The organism is Paludisphaera borealis (genome assembly GCF_001956985.1).
Taxonomy (GTDB): domain Bacteria; phylum Planctomycetota; class Planctomycetia; order Isosphaerales; family Isosphaeraceae; genus Paludisphaera; species Paludisphaera borealis.
Window position 1 is genome coordinate 2,109,881 of the sequence record NZ_CP019082.1, and the last position, 23,285, is coordinate 2,133,165.

General features: G+C 66.5%; 16 protein-coding genes. 11 read left to right on the forward strand and 5 right to left on the reverse strand.

The genetic code is table 11. From position 1 onward, the window contains the following. The first annotated feature begins 163 nt into the window (after window positions 1-163). The 5 genes from BSF38_RS08310 (at window position 164) to greA (ending at window position 7,929) form a co-directional block, all read left to right on the forward strand. Window positions 164-2,779 carry a TolC family protein gene (locus BSF38_RS08310; protein WP_076344671.1) on the forward strand — a complete coding sequence of 872 codons (2,616 nt, stop codon included), beginning with the start codon at window positions 164-166 and terminating at the stop codon, window positions 2,777-2,779. 129 nt (window positions 2,780-2,908) lie between these two features. Then, entirely contained in the window at window positions 2,909-4,813 is a 1,905-nt protein-coding gene (locus BSF38_RS08315; protein WP_076344673.1) for a beta-barrel domain-containing protein, read from the forward strand. 80 nt (window positions 4,814-4,893) lie between these two features. Beyond that, window positions 4,894-5,631, forward strand: coding sequence for an ABC transporter ATP-binding protein (locus BSF38_RS08320; RefSeq protein ID WP_076350689.1), 738 nt, complete (start codon window positions 4,894-4,896; stop codon window positions 5,629-5,631). Between the two features lie 73 nt (window positions 5,632-5,704). After that, the gene (locus tag BSF38_RS08325; RefSeq protein ID WP_076344675.1) at window positions 5,705-6,988 is read left to right on the forward strand and encodes an ABC transporter permease; all 1,284 of its coding nucleotides are present in this window, start codon (window positions 5,705-5,707) and stop codon (window positions 6,986-6,988) included. Between the two features lie 461 nt (window positions 6,989-7,449). After that, window positions 7,450-7,929, forward strand: coding sequence for a transcription elongation factor GreA (gene greA / locus BSF38_RS08330; RefSeq protein ID WP_076350690.1), 480 nt, complete (start codon window positions 7,450-7,452; stop codon window positions 7,927-7,929). A 23-nt stretch (window positions 7,930-7,952) separates the two neighbouring features. On the opposite strand, the gene BSF38_RS08335 is transcribed toward greA, so the two are convergent. The 4 genes from BSF38_RS08335 to BSF38_RS08350 all read right to left on the reverse strand — a co-directional run bounded on the left by BSF38_RS08335 (window position 7,953) and on the right by BSF38_RS08350 (window position 11,973). Further along, entirely contained in the window at window positions 7,953-8,705 is a 753-nt protein-coding gene (locus BSF38_RS08335) for an RluA family pseudouridine synthase (protein ID WP_083712789.1), read from the reverse strand. Window positions 8,706-8,769: 64 nt separating this feature from the next. Continuing rightward, the gene (locus BSF38_RS08340; protein WP_076344679.1) at window positions 8,770-9,198 is read right to left on the reverse strand and encodes a hypothetical protein; all 429 of its coding nucleotides are present in this window, start codon (window positions 9,196-9,198) and stop codon (window positions 8,770-8,772) included. Window positions 9,199-9,515: 317 nt separating this feature from the next. After that, window positions 9,516-10,133, reverse strand: coding sequence for a superoxide dismutase (locus tag BSF38_RS08345; RefSeq protein ID WP_076344681.1), 618 nt, complete (start codon window positions 10,131-10,133; stop codon window positions 9,516-9,518). 199 nt (window positions 10,134-10,332) lie between these two features. After that, entirely contained in the window at window positions 10,333-11,973 is a 1,641-nt protein-coding gene (locus BSF38_RS08350; protein ID WP_076344683.1) for a matrixin family metalloprotease, read from the reverse strand. A 798-nt stretch (window positions 11,974-12,771) separates the two neighbouring features. Between BSF38_RS08350 and BSF38_RS08355 the strand changes: the two genes are divergently transcribed. Both BSF38_RS08355 and BSF38_RS08360 read left to right on the forward strand, forming a co-directional pair. Then, window positions 12,772-14,847: an alpha/beta hydrolase family protein gene (locus BSF38_RS08355; protein ID WP_083712791.1), complete on the forward strand. Its 2,076-nt coding sequence runs from the start codon at window positions 12,772-12,774 to the stop codon at window positions 14,845-14,847. A 302-nt stretch (window positions 14,848-15,149) separates the two neighbouring features. Beyond that, window positions 15,150-17,081: an efflux RND transporter periplasmic adaptor subunit gene (locus BSF38_RS08360; RefSeq protein WP_237170800.1), complete on the forward strand. Its 1,932-nt coding sequence runs from the start codon at window positions 15,150-15,152 to the stop codon at window positions 17,079-17,081. A gap of 15 nt (window positions 17,082-17,096) precedes the next feature. Here the strand turns inward: BSF38_RS08360 and BSF38_RS08365 are convergent, their stop codons facing one another. Next, the gene (locus BSF38_RS08365) at window positions 17,097-18,014 is read right to left on the reverse strand and encodes an NAD-dependent epimerase/dehydratase family protein (protein WP_076344689.1); all 918 of its coding nucleotides are present in this window, start codon (window positions 18,012-18,014) and stop codon (window positions 17,097-17,099) included. Window positions 18,015-18,112: 98 nt separating this feature from the next. On the opposite strand from BSF38_RS08365, the gene BSF38_RS08370 reads away from it, so the two are divergent. The 4 genes from BSF38_RS08370 to BSF38_RS08385 all read left to right on the forward strand — a co-directional run bounded on the left by BSF38_RS08370 (window position 18,113) and on the right by BSF38_RS08385 (window position 23,236). Next, the gene (locus BSF38_RS08370) at window positions 18,113-19,414 is read left to right on the forward strand and encodes an SGNH/GDSL hydrolase family protein (RefSeq protein ID WP_076344691.1); all 1,302 of its coding nucleotides are present in this window, start codon (window positions 18,113-18,115) and stop codon (window positions 19,412-19,414) included. Window positions 19,415-19,545: 131 nt separating this feature from the next. Continuing rightward, window positions 19,546-20,562: a serine hydrolase gene (locus BSF38_RS08375; RefSeq protein WP_083713819.1), complete on the forward strand. Its 1,017-nt coding sequence runs from the start codon at window positions 19,546-19,548 to the stop codon at window positions 20,560-20,562. 38 nt (window positions 20,563-20,600) lie between these two features. Further along, the gene (locus BSF38_RS08380; RefSeq protein ID WP_076350691.1) at window positions 20,601-21,098 is read left to right on the forward strand and encodes a hypothetical protein; all 498 of its coding nucleotides are present in this window, start codon (window positions 20,601-20,603) and stop codon (window positions 21,096-21,098) included. 215 nt (window positions 21,099-21,313) lie between these two features. Beyond that, complete coding sequence (locus BSF38_RS08385; RefSeq protein ID WP_076350692.1) at window positions 21,314-23,236, forward strand: sulfatase-like hydrolase/transferase; 1,923 nt, start codon at window positions 21,314-21,316, stop codon at window positions 23,234-23,236. The last annotated feature ends 49 nt before the right edge of the window (window positions 23,237-23,285 follow it).

Consider the following 23,285-nt stretch of genomic DNA (forward strand, 5'->3'; position numbering starts at 1 on the left):
CTCCGTCGGGCCTCGTCACGACGCGATGCACCTTGTCTCCCACCACTCCCAAGTCGAAGGCCCGAGGGAACGCCACGACGGGCGCCCCCGTACGACGCGAGGCGCGGTCCACCCCTCCTGGTGGACGCGATCCGGTGGAATGCGAGTTGTCGAGGCAAGTTACATGGCCGAACCAAGAAGTAAAAGAAACGTTCCGATCCCTTACCGGTTCGGAGCCGCGCCGGCCTTGCTGGCCCTTCTGCTCGGAACCCAGCCGGGTTGCACCCGCGAATTCTTCCGGGAATGGGCCAACCAGGACGTGTCGGAAGCCGTCTTCGAAAAGAGTCGCGACCCGCGATGGCGTCTCGACACGTTCTCGATCGAACCGCCGGCGATGTCCCGGTTCGCCGACCCGTATGATCCGGACTTCCCACCGGCACCGCCCGACGACCATGCCACCGCGGCGCTCTCGCCGGTCCCGCAGAGCCCCGACAACCAGTTGATGATCCCCGCCGAGGGGACGGGCTATATCGAGATGCTCGAGCGCTGGCAGCAGGAGCGCGAGTCGCTTCCCAAGCCGCCCAAGCGTGGAAACGGAGCCAAACCCGCCCAACCGAACGGTCCGGAAGGCGTCGGTCAGCCGGCCGCCCCGCCTGGACCGTCACAGACGCCGTCGCCGTTCCTTCCCGGAGCGGCAGCCCCGCCCGGCGCGGGGGCGACCACGCCGCCGCAGGCCTCGACCTGGAAACTGGATCAGAAAGCCGGGGCGGAGGCGCGGAAAACGACGCCGATACTACTTGCGGACGCACGCACGGCGGGTGCCAAGAAGGTCATCCCGCCCCCTCGGCCGGCTTCCAGCTTCGCGACGGCGAACGCCGAGCAGCCGAGGCGGTCGCAGGACGGCGCGGTTCGCAGGACGGCCCAGCAAGCCGTCGACGCCGACAATTCCATTCGCGGCGTCCGCCCCGGCGACTCCGAGAAGAAGCCCCTCGGTCAGCCCGATTCCACGCTCACGCCGGTGTCCCCGGTTCCCCTGGACCCGAATCCCAACGAACGCGACATGGCCGATCCCAACCTGGCACGCCCTGGGCAGATGACACCGGAAGGGCCGAAAGGCGCGTTCACGCAGGAGCAGGCCGCGGAACTCTCCGGCGTCCTCGTTCCGTCGATCCCCGAACTCAACGAGGCGGCGGCGGCCGGCCTCCCGAGCAACAGCAATCCTTACAAGGTGACGATGCAGCAAGCGTTCACCTTGGCGCTGATTAACAGTCGTGCGTACCAGTCGCAGCTCGAGGGGGTGTATTCGACGGCCCTCGCCGTCACCCTCCAGCGGTTCCAATTCCAGCCGCAGTTCTACGCCGGCCTGTCGCCCCAGACGTCGCCGCTCGCCGGGTTCGCCGGGGCCATCCCACCCAACCGGTTCAACTACCAGACCCGGTTCTCGCCCGGTGGCCAGGTGTCGGCCTTGCAAATCAGCGAGGTGGCCGGCGTCGGCAAGCTGCTCAACTCGGGCGGCCAGTTGGCCCTCGGCTTCGCCAACCAGGTCGTCTTCAACCTGGTGGGCAAGAACCCAATTCAGCCCAGCGTGCAGTCGTCGCTCCCGATCTCGTTCTTCCAGCCGTTCCTGCGTGGCGGCGGACGCGCGGTGATTCTGGAGGCCCTGACGCAGGCCGAGCGCAACCTGGTCTACCAGGTCCGCTCGTTCGCGAAATTCCGGCAGGAGTTCATCGTCGCAGTCCTCATGGGCTCGACCGTCCAGAGCCTGGGGACGACCTTCGGCGGCACCGCGTTCTCCACCGGGAGCAACAGCGACCCCACCACCGGCTTCATCCCCGTGGCCTTCAATCTCGCCCAGGTGAGCATCGACCGCCGGAACGTCGCCTACTTCGAGCAGCTCGTCAACCTGTACACCCAGTTGATCGACGGCGAGGCCTCGGGCCTGACTCAGCTCCAGGTCGACCAGGCCCGGTCCAACCTGGTCAGGGCGCGTCAAACCCTGGTGCAGGACACCCTGACATACCGCTTCAGCCTCGACCAGTTCAAGCAGCAGCTCGGCCTGCCCCCCGACCTGCCCATGATCTGCGACCTCAGCCTCGTCCAGCCCTTCGTCGACGTCTGGGACAGCATCGACGACTGGCAGCGGGACCCGAAGCGCGACCTGAAAGACCTGCCCACGCTCGTCGGCAAGGTGCCCCAGCTTGAGGACGTGGTCATCGACGGCCGCTCCATGCTCGGCCTATACAAAGGGAGCACGACGTATAGCGAGGAGGAAGAGCTGGAGGACGTGCTCCAGGCCGGCGTCCGGACCGCGCTCGAATACCGGCTCGACGTCATGAACCAACGGGCGCAACTTTACGACACCTGGCGGCAAATTCGGGTACAAGCGAATTCGCTGAAAGGTATACTCAACGTAGGTGTTACAAACCAGGTACTCACTCCGCCCACGAGCACCAACCCCTTTGGCTTCTTTTCGCAGGCGACCCAGTTCAGTCTCGTGCTGAACGCCGAGCTTCCCTTGATCCGCCTCGCCGAACGCAACAACTTCCGAGCGGCCATCGTCAACTACGAGAGGCAGCGGCGGAATCTGCAGAACATCGAGGACTCGCTGAAGGTCCAGCTCAGGCAAGACATCCGCCAGATGCAGGTCGCCGCGATCACCTATGAGATCGCCAAACAGAGTCTTGAGTTGAACATCCGACTGAAGGACCAGGCGTTCGAGCAGATCATCGCCCCCCCCAGGGAGGGACCGGCCAGGGCCTGGCTCAGTCGGCCAACGCGGCGACCCAAACCACGAACCTGATCAGTTTCCAGCAGTCGCTCATCCAGGCCGAAGGGACGTTGCAAAACGTCTGGCAGAATTTCCAGTTGGCTCGACTATCCCTTTACCGCGACATCGGCACCTTGCCCTACGATGAATGGGAGGCGTTCAGTGAACTTTTCCCTGCAGAATACCGAGGACCCAGCCTCGGCTCAGGCACCAGTGACACGCGATCTGCCCGCGCTCCAGCGGCCGAAGCGGCGGCGGCCGTCGCTCGGTAAGCTGCTGACGCTCGGCCTCGTCGCCTCCCTCGCCGTGGCCGGAGTGGCGCTCGTGAGCGTCCCCGGCCTCAGCAAGCCGTTCCGCACCTTGTTCGCGGCGACGAGCATCGAGATCGTGCCGCACGAGATCAAGCTCGGGGCGCTGCCGATCACGGTCACCGAGAAAGGAGCGCTCGAAAGCTCCAAGAACGACGACGTCTCCTGCCTGGTCGAAGGGCAGACGACAATCATCATGATCCTGCCGGAAGGGACCCGGGTCAAGAAAGGCCAGTTGGTCTGCGAGCTGGACTCGGCCGCCCTCCGCGACTCGCTCACCAACCAGAAGATCGCCACTCAGGGCGCCGAGGCCTCGTACCAGCAGGCCAAGCTGACCCGCGAGGTCGCCGAGATCGCGGTCAAGGAGTACGAGGAAGGGGTCTACCTCCAGGACAAGGCGACGATCAAGGGCGAGATCAAGCTCGCCGAATCGGAGATGGCCCGCTCCGAGGACCGCGTCGCCTGGGCCGCCCGGATGTTCGAGAAAGGCTACGTCTCGCGGGCCCAGAAGGTCTCCGAGGAGCTGAACTACCAGAAGGCCGGGTTCGCCCTCGAACAGGCCCAGGGCAAGCTGATCGTGCTCGACCAGTTCACCAAGGCCAAGACGATCAAGGAGCTGCGCAGCGACGTCGAGAAAGCCCACTCGGACGAGCTGGCCAAGGAGCAGACCTTGAAACTTGAGCGCGACAAGGAAGCGAAGTACGAGAAGCAGATCGTCAACTGCAAACTGTACGCCCCCAACGACGGCCTGATCGTCTACGCCAACGACGCCGGCCGGTCGTTCGGCAGCAACGCGCCGCAGATCGAGGAAGGCGCCACCGTCCGTGAGCGCCAGAAGATCTTCAGCCTGCCCGACATCGCCAACATGCAGGTCAACGCCAAGGTCCACGAATCGCAGATCGACAAGATCACGCCCAACATGCAGGCCCGGATCCGCGTCGACGCGTTCGCCGACACCGAGCTGATCGGCCATGTCGTCGACGTCGCGCCCCTGCCCGACCAGACCAGCTTCTTCAGCTCGGACATCAAGGTCTACACGACCCGGATCAAGATCGACAAGCCGCTCCCCGGCCTCCGTCCCGGCATGAACGCCGAGGTCGTGATCCTCGTCGACCGCAAGGAAGACGTCCTCAGCGTGCCGGTGCAGGCGATCCTCGAATACGGCGGCAAGGACCACGTCGCCGTCCGCACCGGCGACGGCTACGAGCGGAAGGAAGTCACCCTCGGCGCCACCAACGACAAGTTCGTCGAAGTCACCCAGGGGGTCTCGGCCGGCATGTTCGTCGCCCTCAACCCCGTCGTCCTGCTCTCCGACGCCGAGAAGCGCGAACTCTTCGGCGCCGGCCGCGGAGCCTCGAAGAAGGCGTGGGGCGGAGCCGAGAAGGGGGCCCCCGGCGCGCCGGGTGAAGCCGGCAAGGCCGGACCCGCCGGCGCTCTCGGAGCACCGGGCGCACCGGCCGGAAAGACCGGCGATTTCGCCAAGGCCAAGGCCAAGGGCGCTCGCAAGGGCGGCGGCGCCGGTGGAGGGATTTTCGCGAAAATCCCCGCCGAAGACCGGGCCAAGTTGAAGGGCGCCACCGAAGAAGAACGGGCCGCGATCTTCAAGAAGGCCGGCATCACCGAAGCCGAGATCGAGCAGATGAAGCAGATGCGCCAGAACGGCGGCGGCGGCCCCGGCGGCGGTGGTGGTGGTGGATTCGGAGGCGGCGGTGGCGGTGGCGGTGGCGGTGCCGGCGGCCCAGGCGGGGGAGGGAACTGACCGTGGATTTTCGTCCCAGCCAGGACCATCAGGCCGACAAGCCGCTGGTTTCGATCAAGGACGTCCGCAAGACCTACGTGATGGGGCACGGCCCCGGCGGCGGCCTCTTCGGACGTCGGAACCAGAACAACACGGTCACCGTACACGCCCTTCGGGGCGTGTCGGTCGATTTCTACCCCGGCGAGTACGTCGCCATCATGGGGGCGTCGGGCTCGGGCAAGAGCACCATGCTCAACCTGCTCGGCTGCCTCGACCGCCCCACCAGCGGCCAGTATTACCTCGGCGACCGCGACGTCTCGCGGCTCGACGACGACGAGCTGTCCGAGGTCCGCAGTCGTTACCTCGGCTTCATCTTCCAGTCGTACAACTTGATCGCCCAGTACACGGTGCTGGAGAACATCCAGCTCCCGCTGACGTATCAAGGGAACGGCGAGCTCACGCCCGAGGCTCAGGAGCGCTCGCGCGAGCTGGCCGCGATGGTCGGCCTCGGCGACCGCTACGACCACCGCCCGACGCAGCTCTCCGGCGGTCAACAACAGCGAGTGGCCATCGCCCGGTCGCTCATCAACGACCCGTACATCATCCTCGCCGACGAGGCGACGGGCAACCTCGACACCAAGACGAGCCACGAGATCATGGAGATGCTCGGACGGCTCAACGACGCCGGCAAGACCATCATCATGGTCACCCACGAAGACGACATCGCCCACCACGCCAAGCGGATCATCCGGATGCGCGACGGCCTGGTCATCGAGGACGGCCCCAGCCCCCGGATGCTGGAAGCCCAGGAAACCCTGTCGCTCCCAGCCGAAGCCTGAGCCGGCCTCGACCGTCCTCCGCTCGCTCTCCCGAACCGATCCGATTCGACCGACACGACAAGGAATCGCTCTCATGCGACGCATCTGGCGCGGGCTGAAACTCGGGATGAAAAGCCTCCTGCTGCACAAGCTGCGGTCGGGGCTGACGGTTCTGGGCATCGTCTTCGGCGTGGCCGCCGTGATCTCGATGCTGGCCATCGCCGAGGGGTCGAGCCGCGACGCCCAGGAGCAGATCAAGGCCCTGGGCGCGACGAACATCATCGTCCGCTCGGTCAAGCCCAGCGACGAGGCCCAGGCGAGCGGCGGCCGCCCCGCGCGGATCCTCAACTACGGGATCAAGTACGCCGATTACGATCGGATCTTGGCGACGGTGCCGACGATCAAGAAGGCGCTGCCGATCCGCGAGATCCGCAAGCAGATCCGCCGGTTGCAGCACTACCTCGACGGCCGCGTCGTCGGCACGACGCAAGACTACGCCGACTTCAACATGCTGCAAGTCGACCGGGGACGGTTCTTGACCGCGGCCGACAACGAGAAATACCAGAACTACGCGGTGCTCGCCGCCACGACCTCGAAGACCCTCTTCCCCTACGAAGACCCGATCGGCCAGTCGGTCAAGCTCGGCTCCGACTACTACACGGTCGTCGGTGTCACCAAGGAGCGGGAGAGTTCGGCGGGCGTCGGCGGCAGTCTCGCCGCGCAAGACTTCAACAAGGACGTCTACATCCCGCTCAACACCTGCCGGGTCCGGTTCGGCGAGAAGATCGTCAACAGTCGGTCGGGCTCGATGGAAGCCGAGGAGACCCAGCTCTCGCAGATCACGCTCCAGGTCGCGACCATCGAGCAGGTGCAGCCCACCGTGCCGATCATCAAGGCGGCCTACGAGGGCGAGAAGTTCCACCCCAAGAAGGACGTCGAGATGACGGTGCCGTACGACTTGCTGCTGGCCGCCCAGCGCACGGCCCGGCAGTTCAGCATCATCCTCGGCACCATCGCCGCGATCTCGCTGCTGGTCGGCGGCATCGGCATCATGAACATCATGCTGGCGACCGTCACCGAGCGCACCCGCGAGATCGGCATCCGTCGGGCGTTGGGAGCGAAGCGCAAGGACATCACCCAACAGTTTCTGATCGAGACCGTGGTGCTCTCGGGGGTCGGCGGACTGCTCGGCGTGTCGATGGGTATCGCGATCCCCCAGATCATCGTCTACTTCATCCCCGACCAGAAAGCGTTCGTCACCGGCAGCTCGGTCATGCTGGCCTTCAGCATCTCGGTGGCCATCGGCATCCTCTTCGGCCTCTACCCGGCGCGGCGGGCGGCGCTCATGGACCCGATCGAAGCGCTTCGGCACGAGTGATTCCGTTCCCGTGCTTCAAAACCATCCCTCCCGGCGGCCGGATCGATACAGGCCGCCGGGCCTGCCTATGCGTGCAACGCAGCTTGAAGTTCTTCCTGGTTGGGCTTGCATCGCCATTCCGGGATTACTAGGCTTGATCATTGAAAGACGAAACCGGAAGTGGCAGGGGCCCGCCGGACGTCTCATTTTTTTTGGCCTCGGGACTCGTCCCGAAGCAAGACCTGGAGCCGTTGACCGCGACTGCGTCCGTCCTGAACCATTCCAGTGTCGAGGGGCCGCGGGCGGATGGACGTCCATTCCGCTCAATCCCAGGCGCGATGACGCTCGACGATCGCCATCGATCCGAGTTTGCCACGCCCCTCGATCCTCGTTCAGCCCAGGTTCGATGTTGATGGCGAAGCCGCAAAGGCGGTTCGATCGGTACGTTACGCACCCGTGACGAGGTGGGGGAGCAGATCGGCATGTCCACAGACCGAATCCCGATGTCGAAGCCAGGCTATGAAAAGCTCAAGGCTCAGCTCGACAAGATGAAAAACGAGGACATGCCCCGGATCGCCGAGCAGATCGCCGTCGCCCGCGATTTCGGCGACCTCTCCGAGAACGCCGAGTTCGACGCCGCCCGCGAAGCTCAGGGAATGCTCCAGGCCCGGATCAACGACCTCCAAGACAAGCTCCACCGCGCATACATCGTCGACCGGACGACTCTACCGACGGACCGCGTGGTCTTCGGATCCAAAGTCCGCGTCCTCGACGTCGACATGGCGGAAGAGGAAGACTTCGTCCTCGTCGGCCCCGGCGAGGAAGATTACGACAACAACCGCATCCTCCTCACCAGCCCGATCGGCCAAGGCCTTGTCGGCAAGAAGGTCGGCGATGAAGTCGAGGTTCCCATTCCCCGGGGCACTCTCAAGCTCAGGATCGTCGAGATCGGGGCCGAGTAAGCGCCTGGCTTACTTTATCCCGATCATGACGCGCCGCGGGGGATCACGATCCCCTGCTCTCCCCACGATCCGGGCAACGGCGCGACCAGCACCAGCGGCGTTGAGAGCGTGGGATGCCGCACCTGCAACGACCGGGCGTGCAGCGCCACGCCCGGCGTGAACGGCCTGCGCGATCCATAGATCGCGTCGCCCAGGATCGGCATGCCGCGCGTCGCCGCCTGCACGCGCAACTGGTGCGTCCGGCCGGTCTCCGGCCAGAGCCGCAGCCAGGCGCACTTCTCAGGGCTCCGCTCGGCTTCGTCGCGGACGACCCGCGTCACCGCCCGCCGCGCGCCGCGGTCGCCTTCCCGAACCGATCGCACGACGCCCGCCTGATCGGCGGGGATCAGCCAGTCTTCCCAGACGGCCTCGGTCGACGGGAAGATCGATGAGGCCGAGGCGGGGGGAAAAGGCGCGGGCGCGTCCGCCCCCGAGGCGACCTCGACGATCGCCCAGTATTCCTTGATCGCCTGGCGCTTCTCGAACTGGGACGCCAGCCGTCGCGCGGCCTTGGGGTTCTTCGCCCAGATCAAGACGCCCGACACGGGGCGATCGAGCCGGTGGACGATCCCCACGTAGGCCGACTCCGGGGCGGCCGGATTGAGCCGCCGCCGCACGTCCTGTTCGAGGGTCGTCTCGCCCGGCGGCGCCCAGGTTCCCTGGGTGAACTGGCCGGCCGGCTTCACGACGGCCAGGCAATGCTCGTCCTCGAATACGACGTCAAGCCCTGCGGACATTGGGATTCGGCCTTCATCTCGCGACGGTCGAGGTCGGTCAGCCCGCGCCTGTAGGGCTTTCAAGCTATTGAACAGGCATCGTCGCGGCCTTGTTCAACTTGGGGTCGTCGGCGAGCGTCTTGGACACCGACTGCCCGGACTCCATGAGCGAGTCGGCGATCGCGGTCGAATTGGCGCCGGCGGTGGGATCGAGGCCCGAGGTTCCCGGCGGTCCGTAGCGATTGCCGGTCGGCAGTGCGACGCCCTTGCTGCCGGGGGTGGGCGTGCCGTACTGCGGCTGACCGGTCGCGAGCCGATCGTCGGGCATGCCGCCAGGGCCGATGTTGACCGACGCGGGCATGCCTCCGGCGTTCGCCGGGTGCGGCTGCGAGCTGAACCCGACGGTCGGCGGCGCCTCGCCGGTCCGAGCGTACGGCTTGGCGGGCGGGACCTCGCTGCGCGTGCTGCGACAGCCCGAGGACAGCACGACCGTCGTTAGGAGCGCCGCTCCCATCAGTCGACACGAAGCGAAGAAACAGGGCCGATCCATCGGCGTGGCCTCTCACCTGCTCGAATTCCGTTGCACCGCCCGGCTCGGGGACGTGGCCCGCACCCGGTATTCCAGTCGCTCGCCAGGAAAGACCCTGGCGAACACCGGAATTCGGGAGGCGTCCGACGAGCGAGCAGAGAGGCCCGTCGAAACCAGAAAGGGAACCGGACGCCCGGGGTTTCGCACCGCCAGGGCGTCCGGATCATAGCCATCTTCAGACATCGGTCAAGGGCCGTCGATGAGACCGACGTGATCGACGAGGCGGCGCGCCGCCCCGCCGATCAGCTCTTTGCGGCGTCGTATCGGCGACCGACTTCGTCCCAGTTGATCACGTTCCAGAAGGCCGAGACGTAGTCCGGGCGGCGGTTCTGGTACTTCAGGTAGTAAGCGTGCTCCCAGACGTCGATCCCGAGAATCGGGGTCTGGCCGTCCATGATCGGGCTGTCCTGGTTCGCGGTCGAGGTGACGGCAAGCTTGCCGTCCTTCCCCAGGGCCAGCCAGGCCCATCCCGAGCCGAACCGGGTGGCGGCCGCCTTGGCGAACGCTTCCTTGAACGCCGGGAAGCCTCCCAGCTCGGACGTGATCGCCTGCGCCAGCGCGCCCTTGGGCTCGCCGCCGCCGCCAGGGCCGATGATCTGCCAGAAGAACGAGTGGTTGGCGTGGCCGCCGCCGTTGTTGCGGACCGCCGTGCGAATCCCCTCGGGCAGCGCGTTCAGGTTCGCGATCAACGCCTCGATCGGCTTGCCCTGGTGATCAGGGTGATCCTTGAGCGCGGCGTTCAGGTTGTTGACGTAGGCCGCGTGGTGCTTGTCGTGGTGGATCTCCATCGTCTTGGCGTCGATGTGAGGCTCGAGGGCGCCGAAATCGTACGGCAGCGGGGGCAAAGTGTATTCAGCCATGATATTCGCTCCTGGGGGACTTCCGAGCGGGTTCCATGCGGTCGGATCGACGCCCCCGGCCCGTTCGATCCGGGGGGCCGTCGATCTCTTGCGCGAGCAAGTCTTCGTTTGCTCTGCACAGGCTACCACATGCCGGTCAGGCTCTCAAACCGGCAAGTTCCACGCCGATGCGAGCCAAACTCCAGACGCGGGGCCGACCTCAAACCTTGGAGGACGTCTTCATGGTGCCCGTCCAGCCCCCGGCCGTCACGAAATGCGCCGAGAATCCCGAAGCAACGACCTCCTGCCGCGCCAGCCGGGCCATGGGCTTGGCGACCACGCGAGCCACGACCTTCGGCGCCGGCTTGGGCGCGGCCTTGCCGATGTTGACCTGCCGCGGAGCGACCGGCTTGGGCGCGATCGTCAGCGTGTACGAAGCCACTGGCGCCGAATTGGGCGACTGCGTCCGCACGATGAGCGTGGCGTTGCGGGCGGCCGACACGTTCACCACGCCGGCCCCCTGAGCGAGCACCTTGCCGCGCGTGTTGTAAACCACGATCGTGGTTCCCGCCGCGGTGAACTGCAAACTCCCCCCGGTCGACGTCTGGAACGTGAAATAATCCAGGTCCGAGCCCGTATTCAGGTTCAGTCCGTAAACCGTCCCCTGGCTGACCTTGCCCAGCCGCGATGCGGTGCTGAACGTGTCGTTGGGTTCGAGCCGATCCGGGGCCACGTAGTTCGTCTGCGACGGGTAGACCGGCGCTGGAATCGTGACCGGAGCCGTGACCGGGGGGGTGACCGGGGGGGTGACCGGAATCGTCACCGGAGGCGTGACCGGGACCGACGTGGCCGGAGCCGGCGCCGGCGCCGTCGGTTTGCCCGACAGGGTCACCGAGAGCTGATAAGCGCCAGTATCGAAGACGTCGCCGGTGGCGCCCGTGACCGCGATGAAATAGCGCTGACCGGCCGTGACGGACTTCATGGCGGCCGACACGTCGTCTCCCCAGGCGGTGGGATTGGCCGCCTGTCCCAGAACATTGCCGGCCGCGTCGTAGACGGTGATCTTGGGACTGAGAAGGCTGAGGTTGGAGGCCGACGCCGTCGCCTGCCACGAGCCCGAGGCGTAGTTCGGCGCCACGAAACTGAACCACTCGACGTCGCCGATCTTCGTGAGCGAGGCCGAGGACGCCGTGCTTGTGCTCGCCGAGACCAGCATCGGGCTCAAGTCGATCGGCACCGAAGAGCTGAGCCCGTACCCTTTGCTCTGATAGACGTCAAGCTGCCGCGCGCCGTAGATGGCCTGGATTCCGGCGATGTCGCCGGCGGCCAGCGTGGTGCGGACCCCTTGATAGGTTCCGTTCATGACCTCCACCGGATTCGTGGAATGGTCCAGTCCCAGCGAGTGCCCGGTCTCGTGGAGCATCACGCTGTACAGGTCGTAATCGCCGCCGCCGACTTTGTACTTGAGGCTGGTGTTGATCTGCACGTCGCCCGCGATCGTCCAACCCTGGGGAGGGGGGAACGCGGTGGCCGCGAGCGTGGTCTGGTTGTTGGCGTACGCGTAGCCTCCGAACCGGATGTCGCCGAATCGTGGGTCGCCCTGGGAAAGTCCTCGCGTATCCTCGTCGTAAGGGCCGTCGGCGACCTGAACGATGTTGATGTTGGCCACCGACTGCCAGGTCGCCAGGGCCCGGGCGATCTGCCGCTGCCACACGCCGTTCGAGCCGATGGTCGAGTTGAAGTAGGCGTTCAGCGTGTTCGTGCCGTGCCCCCAGTAGACGCCGTCGGGGGCGATGCTGTAAGTGATTCGGGCCGGGTTGGACCATTGGTAGCCGGTGAGCACGTAGTCGCCCGTCGCCATCAACGCGCGTTCTTCGAGCGGCTCACAGCACGGCCTGGTCGTCTTCGACCGCTTCTCTCCTCGTCTCGACCGAACACGCTCCCTGAGCCCAAAACGAAATCCGCCATCCTTGCACCTGATTCCGGCCTGCTCTCCGAGCAGCCCTTGGGGAAACCCAAACATGGTGCACTCCGGTCTTCGGTTGGGCGCGCCGGAAGGTCGGAGCCGATCCGGCCGAACCTCCCGTCCTGTGTCGCCTTCATTCCGCTCGATCCTCCGTGAGCCAAAACTCCTGTTTCCCGATGCAACGGGAGCTCATCCTGATCCGGCTCTCGAAACAGTCCGCACCCCGAGCGCCTCGACCGAGAAGAACCCGGTCGAGCCCCGGAGACGAACCGTCCGTGGACCGTACCGACGATGCCGACGAGAACCGTAAGGGCGCTTGCGTCGGCCGTGTCGTACGGACCAGTTATTCCACCGGATACCTGAAAACTAGGGCGCACTTCCAGAAGTTTCTTGGAGAAACGCCGGTCGAAACCCGGGATAGGCCGGACAGACCGACTTCGACCCGTTCCGGCTCGCACGACTGGGAGGGTTGCGCCGATAGCGCGGGCGAAACTCGCCGCGCGCGTCGATTTTTCCCTCAAGTTCTTCACCAAACGCCGCGCTGCGATCCGACCCCCGTCGAGGCCGTCCGACGAGGCGTTTCGGCCGAGGCTCGCCGACGTCTTGCCCGCCGGGTTCTAGGCCGGTAGCGTGGATGCGAACTGAGACCCAGGCCGAGACCCAAGATCCGACCACGAGACAGGGAGCGAGAACATGAGAGCCTTCCAAGGTTCGGACGCGGCCCGAGAGCAATACCCTGCGTTCGTCAGGGACTCAGCGCCGAGCGCCCGGCGGCCGACTGTCGCTCCGTCGACTCTGGCCGGCTGGGACGCGCGTCTCCGCGCCGTGGCGGACGGCTTGCGCGACTCGTTCGGTCAGGTTCCCGACCACCCTTGCGACCTGGAACCCGAGATCCTCGGCGTGCTCACGAGGCCCGGGTACGTCATCGAACGGCTGACTTTCCAGAGCCGTCCCGGGGTCCGTGTGACGGCGAATCTCTACCGTCCCGAGCGGGTCGACGGCCGGGCGGCGGGCGTTCTCAGCGTCCACGGACATTGGAAGTGGGCGCGGATCGATCCGGTCGTCCAGACGCGGTGCATCGGACTGGCCCAACTCGGCTACGTCTGCCTTTGCGTCGACGCCTTCGGAGCCGGCGAGCGGGCCGTCGCGCCCGGTCCCGGCACGTACCACGGCGGACTTCTGGGCGCCTCGCTCTGGTCGGCGGACGTCCCCTTGATCGGCCTACAGGTCTACGACAACCGCCGAGCCGTCGACTACCTGATCTCCCGCCCCGAAGTCGATCCGACCCAGCTCGCGATCACCGGGGCGTCGGGCGGCGGCAACCAGTCGCTGTACGCCGGGGCGACCGACGACCGGTTCAAGGCCGTGGTTCCGGTCTGCGGCGTCGGAACCTACGAGGCCTACCTGCAAGCGGCCTGCTGCGTCTGCGAGGTCAATCCCGGCGGCCTGTCCTACGGACTGACCGGCGACCTGCTGGCGATGATCGCCCCCCGCGCGCTGCTGGTGATCAGCGCCTCCCACGACGCCCGCCAGTTCAGCGTCGAAGAGGCGGCCAAGAGCCTCGCTTACGCCCGCTCGCGGTTCCACCTGCTCAACGCCGACGATCGCGTCCGGCACCTGTCGATCGAGTCCGGCCACGATTACAACAAGCAAATGCGTGAGGCCATGTACGGCTGGCTCGACCGCTGGCTGCGCGGCCGGGGCGATGGCTCGCCGGTTCCCGAACCCGAAATCCATCCCGAAGATCCGGCCGACCTCCGCTGCTATCCCGACGCCGCGTCCCGGCCGGCTTCGGTCGTCACGATTCCCGTCTTCGCTCACCGCGAGAGCCTGGCCCGGCTCGCGGCGCTCCCCCCGGTGCCCGACCACCGCCAGGCCTGGGAAGCCGAGGCGATCCGAATCAAGGCCATGCTCCGCGATCACGTTCTCGGCGGCCTTCCGGTCGTCCGCCCTCCGCTCCCCATCGTGGCGCGGGACGCCAAAGAAGACCTGCTGACTATCGAGACGACGACCGAAGCCGGCCTCACCCTGACCGGCTTGTTCTTCACTCCCAAGCCGGGCGCGACCTCGCGCGGGACAGCCATCGTGATCCAGCATAGTGACCTGGAGCCCGCAACGGCCCGCGAGCGCTGCAAGCCCTGGATCGATGCCGGCTATGCGGCCTGCTGCGTCGAATTGCGGGCCACCGGCAAGCGAAAGCCGAACACCCCCGCCGTGGCCGGCGCCGCCGACCACGATGAAGCCGAGTGGGCCGTGTGGCTCGGCCGTCCGCTGCTCGGTCAATGGGTCTGGGACGTTCTCCAGTGGATCGAGGTCGTTTCCTCCCTGGTGAAGAACCCTCCCAAGAACCTTGGGCCGACCGTCGCCGGCGCTCCGCTGGTCCTGGACGCGACCGGCCCGATCGGCCTCGCGCCTATCCTGGCGGGCGCGTTCGACGCCCGCGTTCAGACCGTCTGCGTCGACCACGGCCTGGTCAGTTATGCGCCTCCGAACGCATCGGCCTGGAGTGGAATCCCAATGGGGCTGATCGCCCCCAAGCTCTTGCGATACGGCGACATCGGAACCCTCGGGGCGCTTCTGGCTCCGCGCCGGCTGGTCGTGATCGGCGGGGTTGAGACGACCGGCGAGGCGGCCTCCGAGGAGCGTCTGAAGGCCGCGTTCGCGTTCACGAAATCGGTCTACGGGCTCTTTTCCGCCAACGACTCGCTCGAACTGGCGACTTCGCGAGCGGCGTCCGGCCTGCTTCCTCGCGCCGGGGCCGGCGGGTAATCGGAGCTTCGCCCGGAGAACCAGGTACGAGAAAAAGGATTTCGACGCTCTTCATGAGTGAGATTCCGTGTTGTCGCGCGTTGACGGCCACGGACGCCGACCGATAATGAAAGGAATCTCACTCGCATGGCGTCGCCGCCGTCCCTCTGGGCGTGACGTAGACGACGAGAGAGTCCTTGCGCGGGCCGGAACGATTGCAAGTTTTCTTGCCGAGACGATCGCATTTCTTCGGATGACCTATGCAAAACCACGCGAGCGCAGGCTCTCCGATCATTATCGAAACGCCGAAACAGCGACGATCTATGTCCAAATGGTTGACCATCCTGGCGGCCGTCGCCGTGGTCTGCGGCTCGACATGGGCGTGGCAACAGGGTTTTCGGCCGTCGATGAACTACTTCGAGAGCCCGATCCGGCTCAGCCTGGTCGAGGTGGATCGCGGTGACATCGTGCTGCTCGTCGTCGAGAACGGCAGCCTCGAAAGCGCCAGCGACGCGACGGTCAAGTGCCAGGTCGAAGCGCTCGTCGGCCAGGTGGGCGGGACGACCGGAGCCGGGGGCGCCGGCGGCGCGGGCGGGCGTGGCGGCGGCACGACGTCGGGGGCCAGCGGCAAGGCGGCGTCGGGCGGAGGAAGCCCGCAGGCCGCCGCGCCCGTCGCCACCAAGAGCAAGAGCGCCCGCGGCGCGTCGGGAGCGTCGTCTAAGACCCAGAGTTCCGGATCGACGAGTGGCTCGGGATCAGCGAGCGGCTCGGGATCGGCCAGCGGCGCGGCTTCGTCCAGCGCGTCGGCGACCTCCAGCTCGACAGCGGCCACGACGACGACGGGCAGTGTCAAACCGGTGATCCGCAGCTTCACCTACATGGTCACGCCGCACGTTCCGCTCAAGCCCGCGACCTCGACCGGCGGCGGCGCATCCACGACGGCGACCGCCTCCGCGACGACGACGCGGACCGGCGGCGGTGGCGGAGGAGGCGGACGCGGCGGCGGCGGACGGGGCAGCACCAACGGAATGGATCAGGAGAAGCCCGGCTCGACCCGAATCATCTCGATCCTGCGCGAGGGGACGAAAGTCAAGAAGGGGGAGATCGTCTGCGAACTCGACGCGTCGGCCTTCCGCGACGAGTTGAAGGTGCAAAAGATCCGCCACCTCCAAGCCCAATCGTGGGTCGAGCAGGCCAGCGCGATCCTTGAGGTCAACAAGATCACCCTTCGCGAGTACCGCGACGGCATCTATCCCCAGGATCTTCAGCTCATTCGTCAGTACATCCAGACGTGTCAGATCGAATACGACATCGCCGCTCGCAATTACACGTGGTCGAGCGAGATGATGAAGAAGGGCCTCCGCGCCCGTTCTCAGGTGATCGCCGACGAACTCAACGTCCAGCAGACCCTGATCGCCCTCAACGAGGCCAAGGGGATGCTGGAACGGCTCGAAAAATTCACCGGCCCGAAGCTCATCAAATCGCTCGAAGCCAAGCTGGCGTCGATCCTCACCGACAAGCTGGCGCAGGATTCGAGCTTCGCGCTTGAGACCGAGCGGTTGCACCGCCTTGAGAAGAACCTGGCGGCCTGCACCCTTCGAGCTCCGGACGACGGCGTCGTGGTTTACGTCAACCAGGCCAACGGCTGGGGACGCGTCGAATCGGCGATCGAGGAAGGCGTCACCGTTCGCCAGGATCAGCCCATCTTCCAGCTTCCCGACCCCAGGCGGCTGCGGGTCAAAGTCCGGATCAACGAGACCAAGGTCGCACAGATTCGCCCGGGTCAAGACTGCCAGATCGTCATCGACGCCTTCCCGGATCGCAAGCTGGTCGGCAAGGTCACCGACGTGACGGCGATCGCGACGCCCGTCAACGGGCCGTTCTCCGACGTCCGCGTGTACTTCGCGCTGGTCTCGATCGAGCAGGGTTTCGCCGATCTCCGCCCCGGCCTGAGCGCCGAGGTGAGCTTCCTCAGCGATCAGCGTTCGCAGGTCGACCGCGTGCCGCTCGCCGCGATTCGCGAGGTCGGTGGGGAATCGTTCGTCGCCATCCCGGATCGCTCGCCTGCCGCCAAGCCGCAAACGCCTTATCGCTGGCAGAAGGTTGAACTCGGCCTCAGCGGCCCCGACTACGTCGAGGTGCTCTCGGGCGTCCGCCAGGGCGACCGCGTGGTCGCCGACGCGCTCACTCTCGAAGCCCCGGAGCCGTCGGCCGTGTCGGCTGCGTCCTCCCCTGTCGCGTCGCTCTCGCCCTGACCCGAGCCCGGTCGGTCACTCGGCCCGGACGGCCTCGACAAGTTGGTCGATCGTCCGTTCGAGCAGCGGAGTTCCTCCGAAGGTCATGCCGAGCGACCGCAGACGGGCGGTGTCGATCTGATGTTTGGGATGCGTTTCCTCCCCGTCTATCACCCCGCTCGCCCCCGACGCGCGTTGCGCCAGTCGCGCGACCTCGTATTCCGAGACGTAGCGGTCGTAACAGTTGAACATGCGGCCCGCGATCGCGCCGGGGTCGGCTTCGAGGAGAATTTCAACGGCCCGGGCGACGTCCGCCGCATGGACTTCCTTGCCCCCGCGCCGGCCTTCGACGCGGCGTCCCTCGACGACATTCCTCACCAGCCCATACCATTTGCTCGCGGCCGCCGGATGCGCCAGGCCGTAGATCCCCGTCGGCCGCAGCGCGCAGATCGGGTAGCCCGCGCCCAGGCCGAAGCTTGTCACGAAGTTCTCGACGGCCGCCTTGTGAGCCCCGTAGTGGTTGGTGCTCCACGTCGGATGGGTCTCGTCCAGGGGCCGATCGTCCAGAATCACGTCGTGCACCGCGCACGACGAGATGTAGACGAACCGTTCGACGCCCGCCGCGCGCGCTTGCTCGATCAGCCGGAGCGTGCCCACCACGTTGCGCTCGACGAACCCGATCAGGTCGCCGTCCTCGCCCCGAAAGCCGCCGCTGGGGTGATCGAGGGCCGAGTGTACGACGGCGTCGGCCCCGGCGACGAGTTCCTCGCCCGCGCGGCGGTCGTTCAACGTCCCCTCGATCCAGCTCAGCGCGCGAGGAGGAAGCGGCGTGGGGAAATGGCCGAGGTCGCTGGTCGGGCGATGCCAGCAGACCAGCCGGTGCCCCGCCGCCGCCAGGTGCGAGACGATGTAGCGCCCGAGAAATCCCGTGGCTCCCGTGACGGCGATCCGCATGACGAATCTCTCCAAGACCAGCGTCGGCCGGTCCGACGACCGGGTATCTTCCGGTTGCATTTTGCGGGATGATGGACTGTGAAGCAAGGTGAGGAATCATGGACCAACGCGCCGCCGATCCTCCGACCCCCTCCCGCTCGGCCCGTCGCATCCGCTGGTTCAAGCGGGCGATCGTCCTGACCACCGTCGGCGTCGCGGCGGGCCTGCTTCTGGCGTCGTCGACCGCGCGGTTCCACGTCCGAAACGGGGCAGAGCAGCTCCGCGCGGAGCTGCTCTGGCGCGTCGCGGGCCTGAAACCGGACCGGACCGAGGTCGAGGCCGGATGGGGGCGTCGGCGGTCTCGGTCGATCGACCAGACCCACGACGTCCTGTCGAAATTCTACGATGGAACGTCCGACGAGATGCGCGCGCTGTTCCGGGTCGCCGGGATGGACCCCGACCACGGCCTGATCCGATACGGCCGCGGCGATCAGGCGTTCCTGATCTCGTCGCAGGTCTTCGAGCGCGACGACCACGGTCGATCGTACCGGATGCGTCCCAACACGCGATCGGTCTGGCTCCGGCAGGTCACGCTTCACAACGGGCCGTTCGGCCTGTTCCAGGTGCTCGACGCCCCCGAACACCGGGCCGCCGCGGAGCGCGCCGGGGCGATCGTCGACGAAGGGTCGGTCCAGAACACGAATTCTTGGGGCCTCCGCGGCCCCGAGCCCGACCCGAACGCACCATTCCGGGGCGTTGTTCTGGGCGATTCGTTCATGCAATCGATGTTCAACGGCGACGCCGAAACCCCGTCGATCTACCTGGCCAGGCATCTCGAAGACCACTGGAAACAGACCGTCTCAATCGCCAACACGGGCCACATCGGCTACTCGCCCGAGCAGTATTATTTCGCGCTTGAGGAGTACGGCGAGCGGATGCGTCCGCAGTTCGTGGTGGTCAGCGTTTGCCCGAACGACTTCGGCGACGGCATGCCGGTCCTCGCCGGCGCCGGCGACTGGTTCGACGAGGCCGCCTACTGGCTCGAGAAGATCCAGCTCTGGTGCAACGCCCACTCGGCCTCCCTCTTCCTGGTGGCCGTCCCGACTCACATCCAGATAGAACACCAGCGCAAGGAAGCCTTCTATCCGGGACAGGTCTGCAACATCTTCCGCGCCGCCCCGGCGCAGTATTGCAACCCCGTCGACGAATTCATCGACGAGAACCTACGGCTGAAGCGCGACGCCATCCGCGAGGGAAAGGGCTATGAAGCGAGCTTGCTGTACAACCGCGCGATCCAGGACGACCACTTCTCCCCGCGCGGCGCCGATCTATGGGCGCGAATCGTCGCCAGGCGGTTGATCCTGATGCTCGAAACCAAAAAACCGGCTTCGGCCGCTTCGCCTCCTCTCGCGAGTCCTTGAAGTCAGGATGCTTCTTGGAGGGAGCCCGCGAGCATGCGAGAATACAAACTCATTCTGTTCAAGCCCGGACGACGCCAGCGGAATCTCTCGCCATGTTCGATCTCAGGTCTCGTCGAATGAAGGAACGGTCCATGTCTCCAAGAGCGCTGTTCCGCCGCGCGGCGCTGGCGTCGGCACTGCTCTTGGCCTTTGGCGCGTGCGCGACGGCCGCCGACGCGCAGACGTCGCCCGAGCCGCCCGCGAAGACCCTTGCGCAGCGGATCGAGCCCCTCGTCAAGGCCCACAAGGGGAAGGTCGCCGTCGCCGTCAAGAACCTCAAGACGGGTGAATCGTACGTTTACCACGCCGACGACGTCATGCCGACCGCCAGCCTGATCAAGTTCCCGGTGATGATCGAAGCCTATCGACAGGCCGCCGCGGGCCGGATCAACCTCGACTCGACCATCAAGCTGCACAAGGCCGACAAGGTGCCGGGATCGGGGATTCTGACCGATCACTTCTCGGACGGGGCGACCTTCGCCCTCCGCGACGCGGTGAGGCTCATGATTAAATTCTCCGACAACACGGCCACGAACCTGGTGCTCGACGCGATCGGCATGGGGGCGACGGCCGAGACGATGGTGAAGCTTGGCTGTCCGGACACGAAGATCCACTCCAAGGTCTATCGCCGTGACACCTCGGTCTTCCCCGAGCGGAGCAAGCTCTACGGTCTGGGAAGCACGACGGCCGCCCAGATGATTCGGCTGTGCGAGGAACTCAAGGCCGGGCGGCTCGTCGATCCGAAGGCCAGCGCGGCGATGTATGAACATCTCGCGACCTGCGACGACAAGGACAAGTTTCCTCGGTTTCTGCCGGAGGGCGCGAAGATCGCGTTCAAGACCGGGAGCGTCGACGCCAGCCGCACCGCCGCCGGCCTCATCGAGTGCCCCGCCGGCTCGGTCGCCCTCTGCGTGCTGACGACCGATAATGAAGACCAACGTTGGATCGCCGACAACGCGGGCAACCTGATCTGCGCCAAGATCGCCCGCGAAGTCTTCGACCACTTCCAGAACAAGCCCGAGACTCCCGGCCCGGCGTCGACGGTCGCCAAGGAGCCGTCGAAACCTCAAACCACCCCGGGCGCCCCCCCGGCCCCCGGAACGCGATGAGCAAGTCGAACGACGATCGCCCCAATGGAGACAGTTCGATGGGATTCTTCGACGTACTCAAGGGCTTTCTTTCCAGCGTGGCTCACCCTGGGGCCTCGGACGACGCCCGGGCCCGGCTTCGCGACGCCTGGGGCCTCGACGACGATTCGCCGACCGCCGCCCGAGAGTCCTCGTCGATCGCGCCCTCGGCCGACGCCGACTTGCCCTCGCTCTACGACGTGGAACAGTGGCGCAAGAAGCTGCGGCGCATCTTCGAGGACCTGCCCGCCTCGAAATCGGAATGGGCCGCCCTGATGACCGAAGCCCGCGCCTACAACCTCGACGACGCGTGGATCGCCGAGCGACTGGCCGAGGAGTTCACCCTGCTGATCCGCGGCGTCGTGGCCGACCGGGTGCTCTCGGAAGCCGACCACGAGCGGGTCGAGACGGCCCGCAAGCTGATCGGCATCACCGAATCCCAGGCCGAAGCCGCCGTTCACGCGATCGTCGCCGAAGCCGAAGCGTTCTTCGGCGGCTCGGTCGTCGAGGAGGCCTGAGAACTGGCCGCGTCCGCGCCCGGTATGAAGAGTCTTTCATGTCCCGGCCGGACGCCTGATCGGTCTGGCTTTCCTGACGGTTTTGATCATAATACGGCCGTCTGAAATCCAGCCGCTCGTCAACGCCCGCCCACCAGGGAAGGTGGAGAACGAAGACGAAGGGTCGAGCCCGCGGTCTCACGCGATCGGAACCCGATTCAAGGATGATGAACTCGATGAACACCTCGGCACCTTCAGGCCGATCGATCTTGCCGCGCGTCCGGGCGCGCAGCGAGGTCCGCGAGCCGAACGCGGCGACGGCTTTGCTGACTCCCCGAGGAGCGGTCGCGGTCTCCACCTGGTTCGGGCTCGTCGCGGGTCTAGCGGAACTTGGCCTGGCGTTCGGGCTCAAGCCGCTGTTCGATCCCTCGCCCGGCCTGTTCCGGATGAACCGGTTCATCCTCTGGACCATGCCGACGGTCAACCTCGTCCTGTTCCTGATCCTCGGAATGGTCGCCGCCGCGATCCTCTGCTTCAAGCCCCAAACCCGCGCGCGGTGGGCGCTCGTTCCGCTCTGCATGCTCGCCGTCCTGACCCTCTTGCTTTCGTTCCGCAAGCTCCACGACGTGGCCTGTCTGGTGCTGGCCTGCGGCCTCGGCTACCGCCTGGCGATCCGGCTGGAGCCTCGTGTCGGGTCGCTGCTCCGGCTCGTCCGGCGCAGCCTGATTCCGCTGGCGGCCGTCGCGACGGGCATGGTCGGCCTGTCGCTGGGAGGCGAAATCTTCCGCGAATCGTCGGCCGCGAAGCGCCTGCCCTCCCTGCCGGCCGCCGCGCCCAAGCCGCCCAACGTGTTGCTGATCGTTCTTGACACCGTCCGCGCCGACCGGATGAGTCTGTATGGATACGAGCGCGACACGACTCCCTCGCTCGCCCGGCTTGCGGGTCGGGGCGTGACGTTCGGCCAGGCGCGGTCGACGGCTCCCTGGACCCTTCCATCGCACGCAAGCATGATGACGGGGCGATGGCGTCACGAGCTGTCCGCCGGCATGAACCGGCCGCTCGACAACGCTGACCCGACCCTCGCCGAGTACCTCGCGGGCCACGGTTACGACACGGCCGGCTTCGTCGCCAACACCACCTACGCGGGCGCCGAGACGGGGCTCGACCGGGGTTTCGCGCGGTACGAGGATCACACGGTGTCGTTCAAGGACGTTCTGTGGACGACGGTCGTCGGCCGCCGCATTCTCTGTCCCCTGTTCGCCCCCCAGGATCGGCGCTCGGACGGCCATCCTTGCGACCACCTCCGCAAGAACGCCGGCCATATTCGCCGCGACCTCCTTGCATGGGTCGATCGCGAAGGGGGCGACGACCGGCCGTTCTTCGCCTTCCTGAACCTGTTCGACGCCCACAACCCCTACCTGCCGCCTCACGAGTTCAACGCCCCGTTCGGAGCCGAGCCCGAGTCGGAGCACGACCTGAAGCTGTTCGAGCGCTGGTTCATCCTCGACAAGTCGACGCTCACCCCACGCGACGTTCAGCTCGTCTCCGACGCCTACGACGACTGCCTCGCATATCTGGACTCGCAGGTGGACGGCATCCTGGGCGACCTCGCTCTCCGCGACAAGCTGGACGACACGCTCGTCATCGTCACGGCCGACCACGGCGAGCACTTCGGCGAGCACGGTTTGTACGGGCACGCGAGCAGCCTGTACGACCAGGAGCTGCGCGTCCCTCTGCTCGTCCTGCTCCCCAAATCCGCGCACGCCGGCCGGACCGTCGCCGACCCGGTGAGCCTCCGCGACCTCCCCGCGACGGTCGTCGACGTGCTGGGCCTCGGGGCCGACTCCCCCTTCCCCGGCCGCTCGCTCGCCCGTTGCTGGTCAGGTGCCGACGGATCGCCGACGGCGCCCGACTCGGTGCTTTCCTCGGTCGACGCACCGGTTGAGACCGCGCCCAACCAGGGCCGATCGCCGGTCTTCCGAGGCCCGATGAAAGCCGTGGCGAGCGGTCGTCGCGTCTACATCCGCAACGGCGACGGCCGCGAAGAACTCTTCGACGTCGCCGCCGACCCGGACCAGACCCACGACCTCGCCGACCTCGACGAGTCGAAACCCCACCTCGACCACCTCCGCGCCGAGCTGATCCGCCTGCTCCGCTGATAGAGGCGGCCATCGGATCAATCCACTCGCTCGCGCTTCGAGCTTGTAT

Coding starts and splice junctions, on each gene's coding strand:
- BSF38_RS08380 (WP_076350691.1), top strand. CDS start 20,601: ATGGGATTCTTCGACGTACTCAAGGGCTTTCTTTCCAGCGTGGCTCAC.
- BSF38_RS08310 (WP_076344671.1), top strand. CDS start 164: ATGGCCGAACCAAGAAGTAAAAGAAACGTTCCGATCCCTTACCGGTTC.
- BSF38_RS08375 (WP_083713819.1), top strand. CDS start 19,546: ATGTCTCCAAGAGCGCTGTTCCGCCGCGCGGCGCTGGCGTCGGCACTG.
- BSF38_RS08340 (WP_076344679.1), bottom strand. CDS start 9,198: ATGGGAGCGGCGCTCCTAACGACGGTCGTGCTGTCCTCGGGCTGTCGC.
- BSF38_RS08355 (WP_083712791.1), top strand. CDS start 12,772: ATGAGAGCCTTCCAAGGTTCGGACGCGGCCCGAGAGCAATACCCTGCG.
- BSF38_RS08385 (WP_076350692.1), top strand. CDS start 21,314: ATGAACACCTCGGCACCTTCAGGCCGATCGATCTTGCCGCGCGTCCGG.
- BSF38_RS08335 (WP_083712789.1), bottom strand. CDS start 8,705: ATGTCCGCAGGGCTTGACGTCGTATTCGAGGACGAGCATTGCCTGGCC.
- BSF38_RS08320 (WP_076350689.1), top strand. CDS start 4,894: ATGGGGCACGGCCCCGGCGGCGGCCTCTTCGGACGTCGGAACCAGAAC.
- greA (WP_076350690.1), top strand. CDS start 7,450: ATGTCCACAGACCGAATCCCGATGTCGAAGCCAGGCTATGAAAAGCTC.
- BSF38_RS08365 (WP_076344689.1), bottom strand. CDS start 18,014: ATGCGGATCGCCGTCACGGGAGCCACGGGATTTCTCGGGCGCTACATC.
- BSF38_RS08350 (WP_076344683.1), bottom strand. CDS start 11,973: ATGGCGACGGGCGACTACGTGCTCACCGGCTACCAATGGTCCAACCCG.
- BSF38_RS08370 (WP_076344691.1), top strand. CDS start 18,113: ATGGACCAACGCGCCGCCGATCCTCCGACCCCCTCCCGCTCGGCCCGT.
- BSF38_RS08325 (WP_076344675.1), top strand. CDS start 5,705: ATGCGACGCATCTGGCGCGGGCTGAAACTCGGGATGAAAAGCCTCCTG.
- BSF38_RS08360 (WP_237170800.1), top strand. CDS start 15,150: ATGTCCAAATGGTTGACCATCCTGGCGGCCGTCGCCGTGGTCTGCGGC.
- BSF38_RS08345 (WP_076344681.1), bottom strand. CDS start 10,133: ATGGCTGAATACACTTTGCCCCCGCTGCCGTACGATTTCGGCGCCCTC.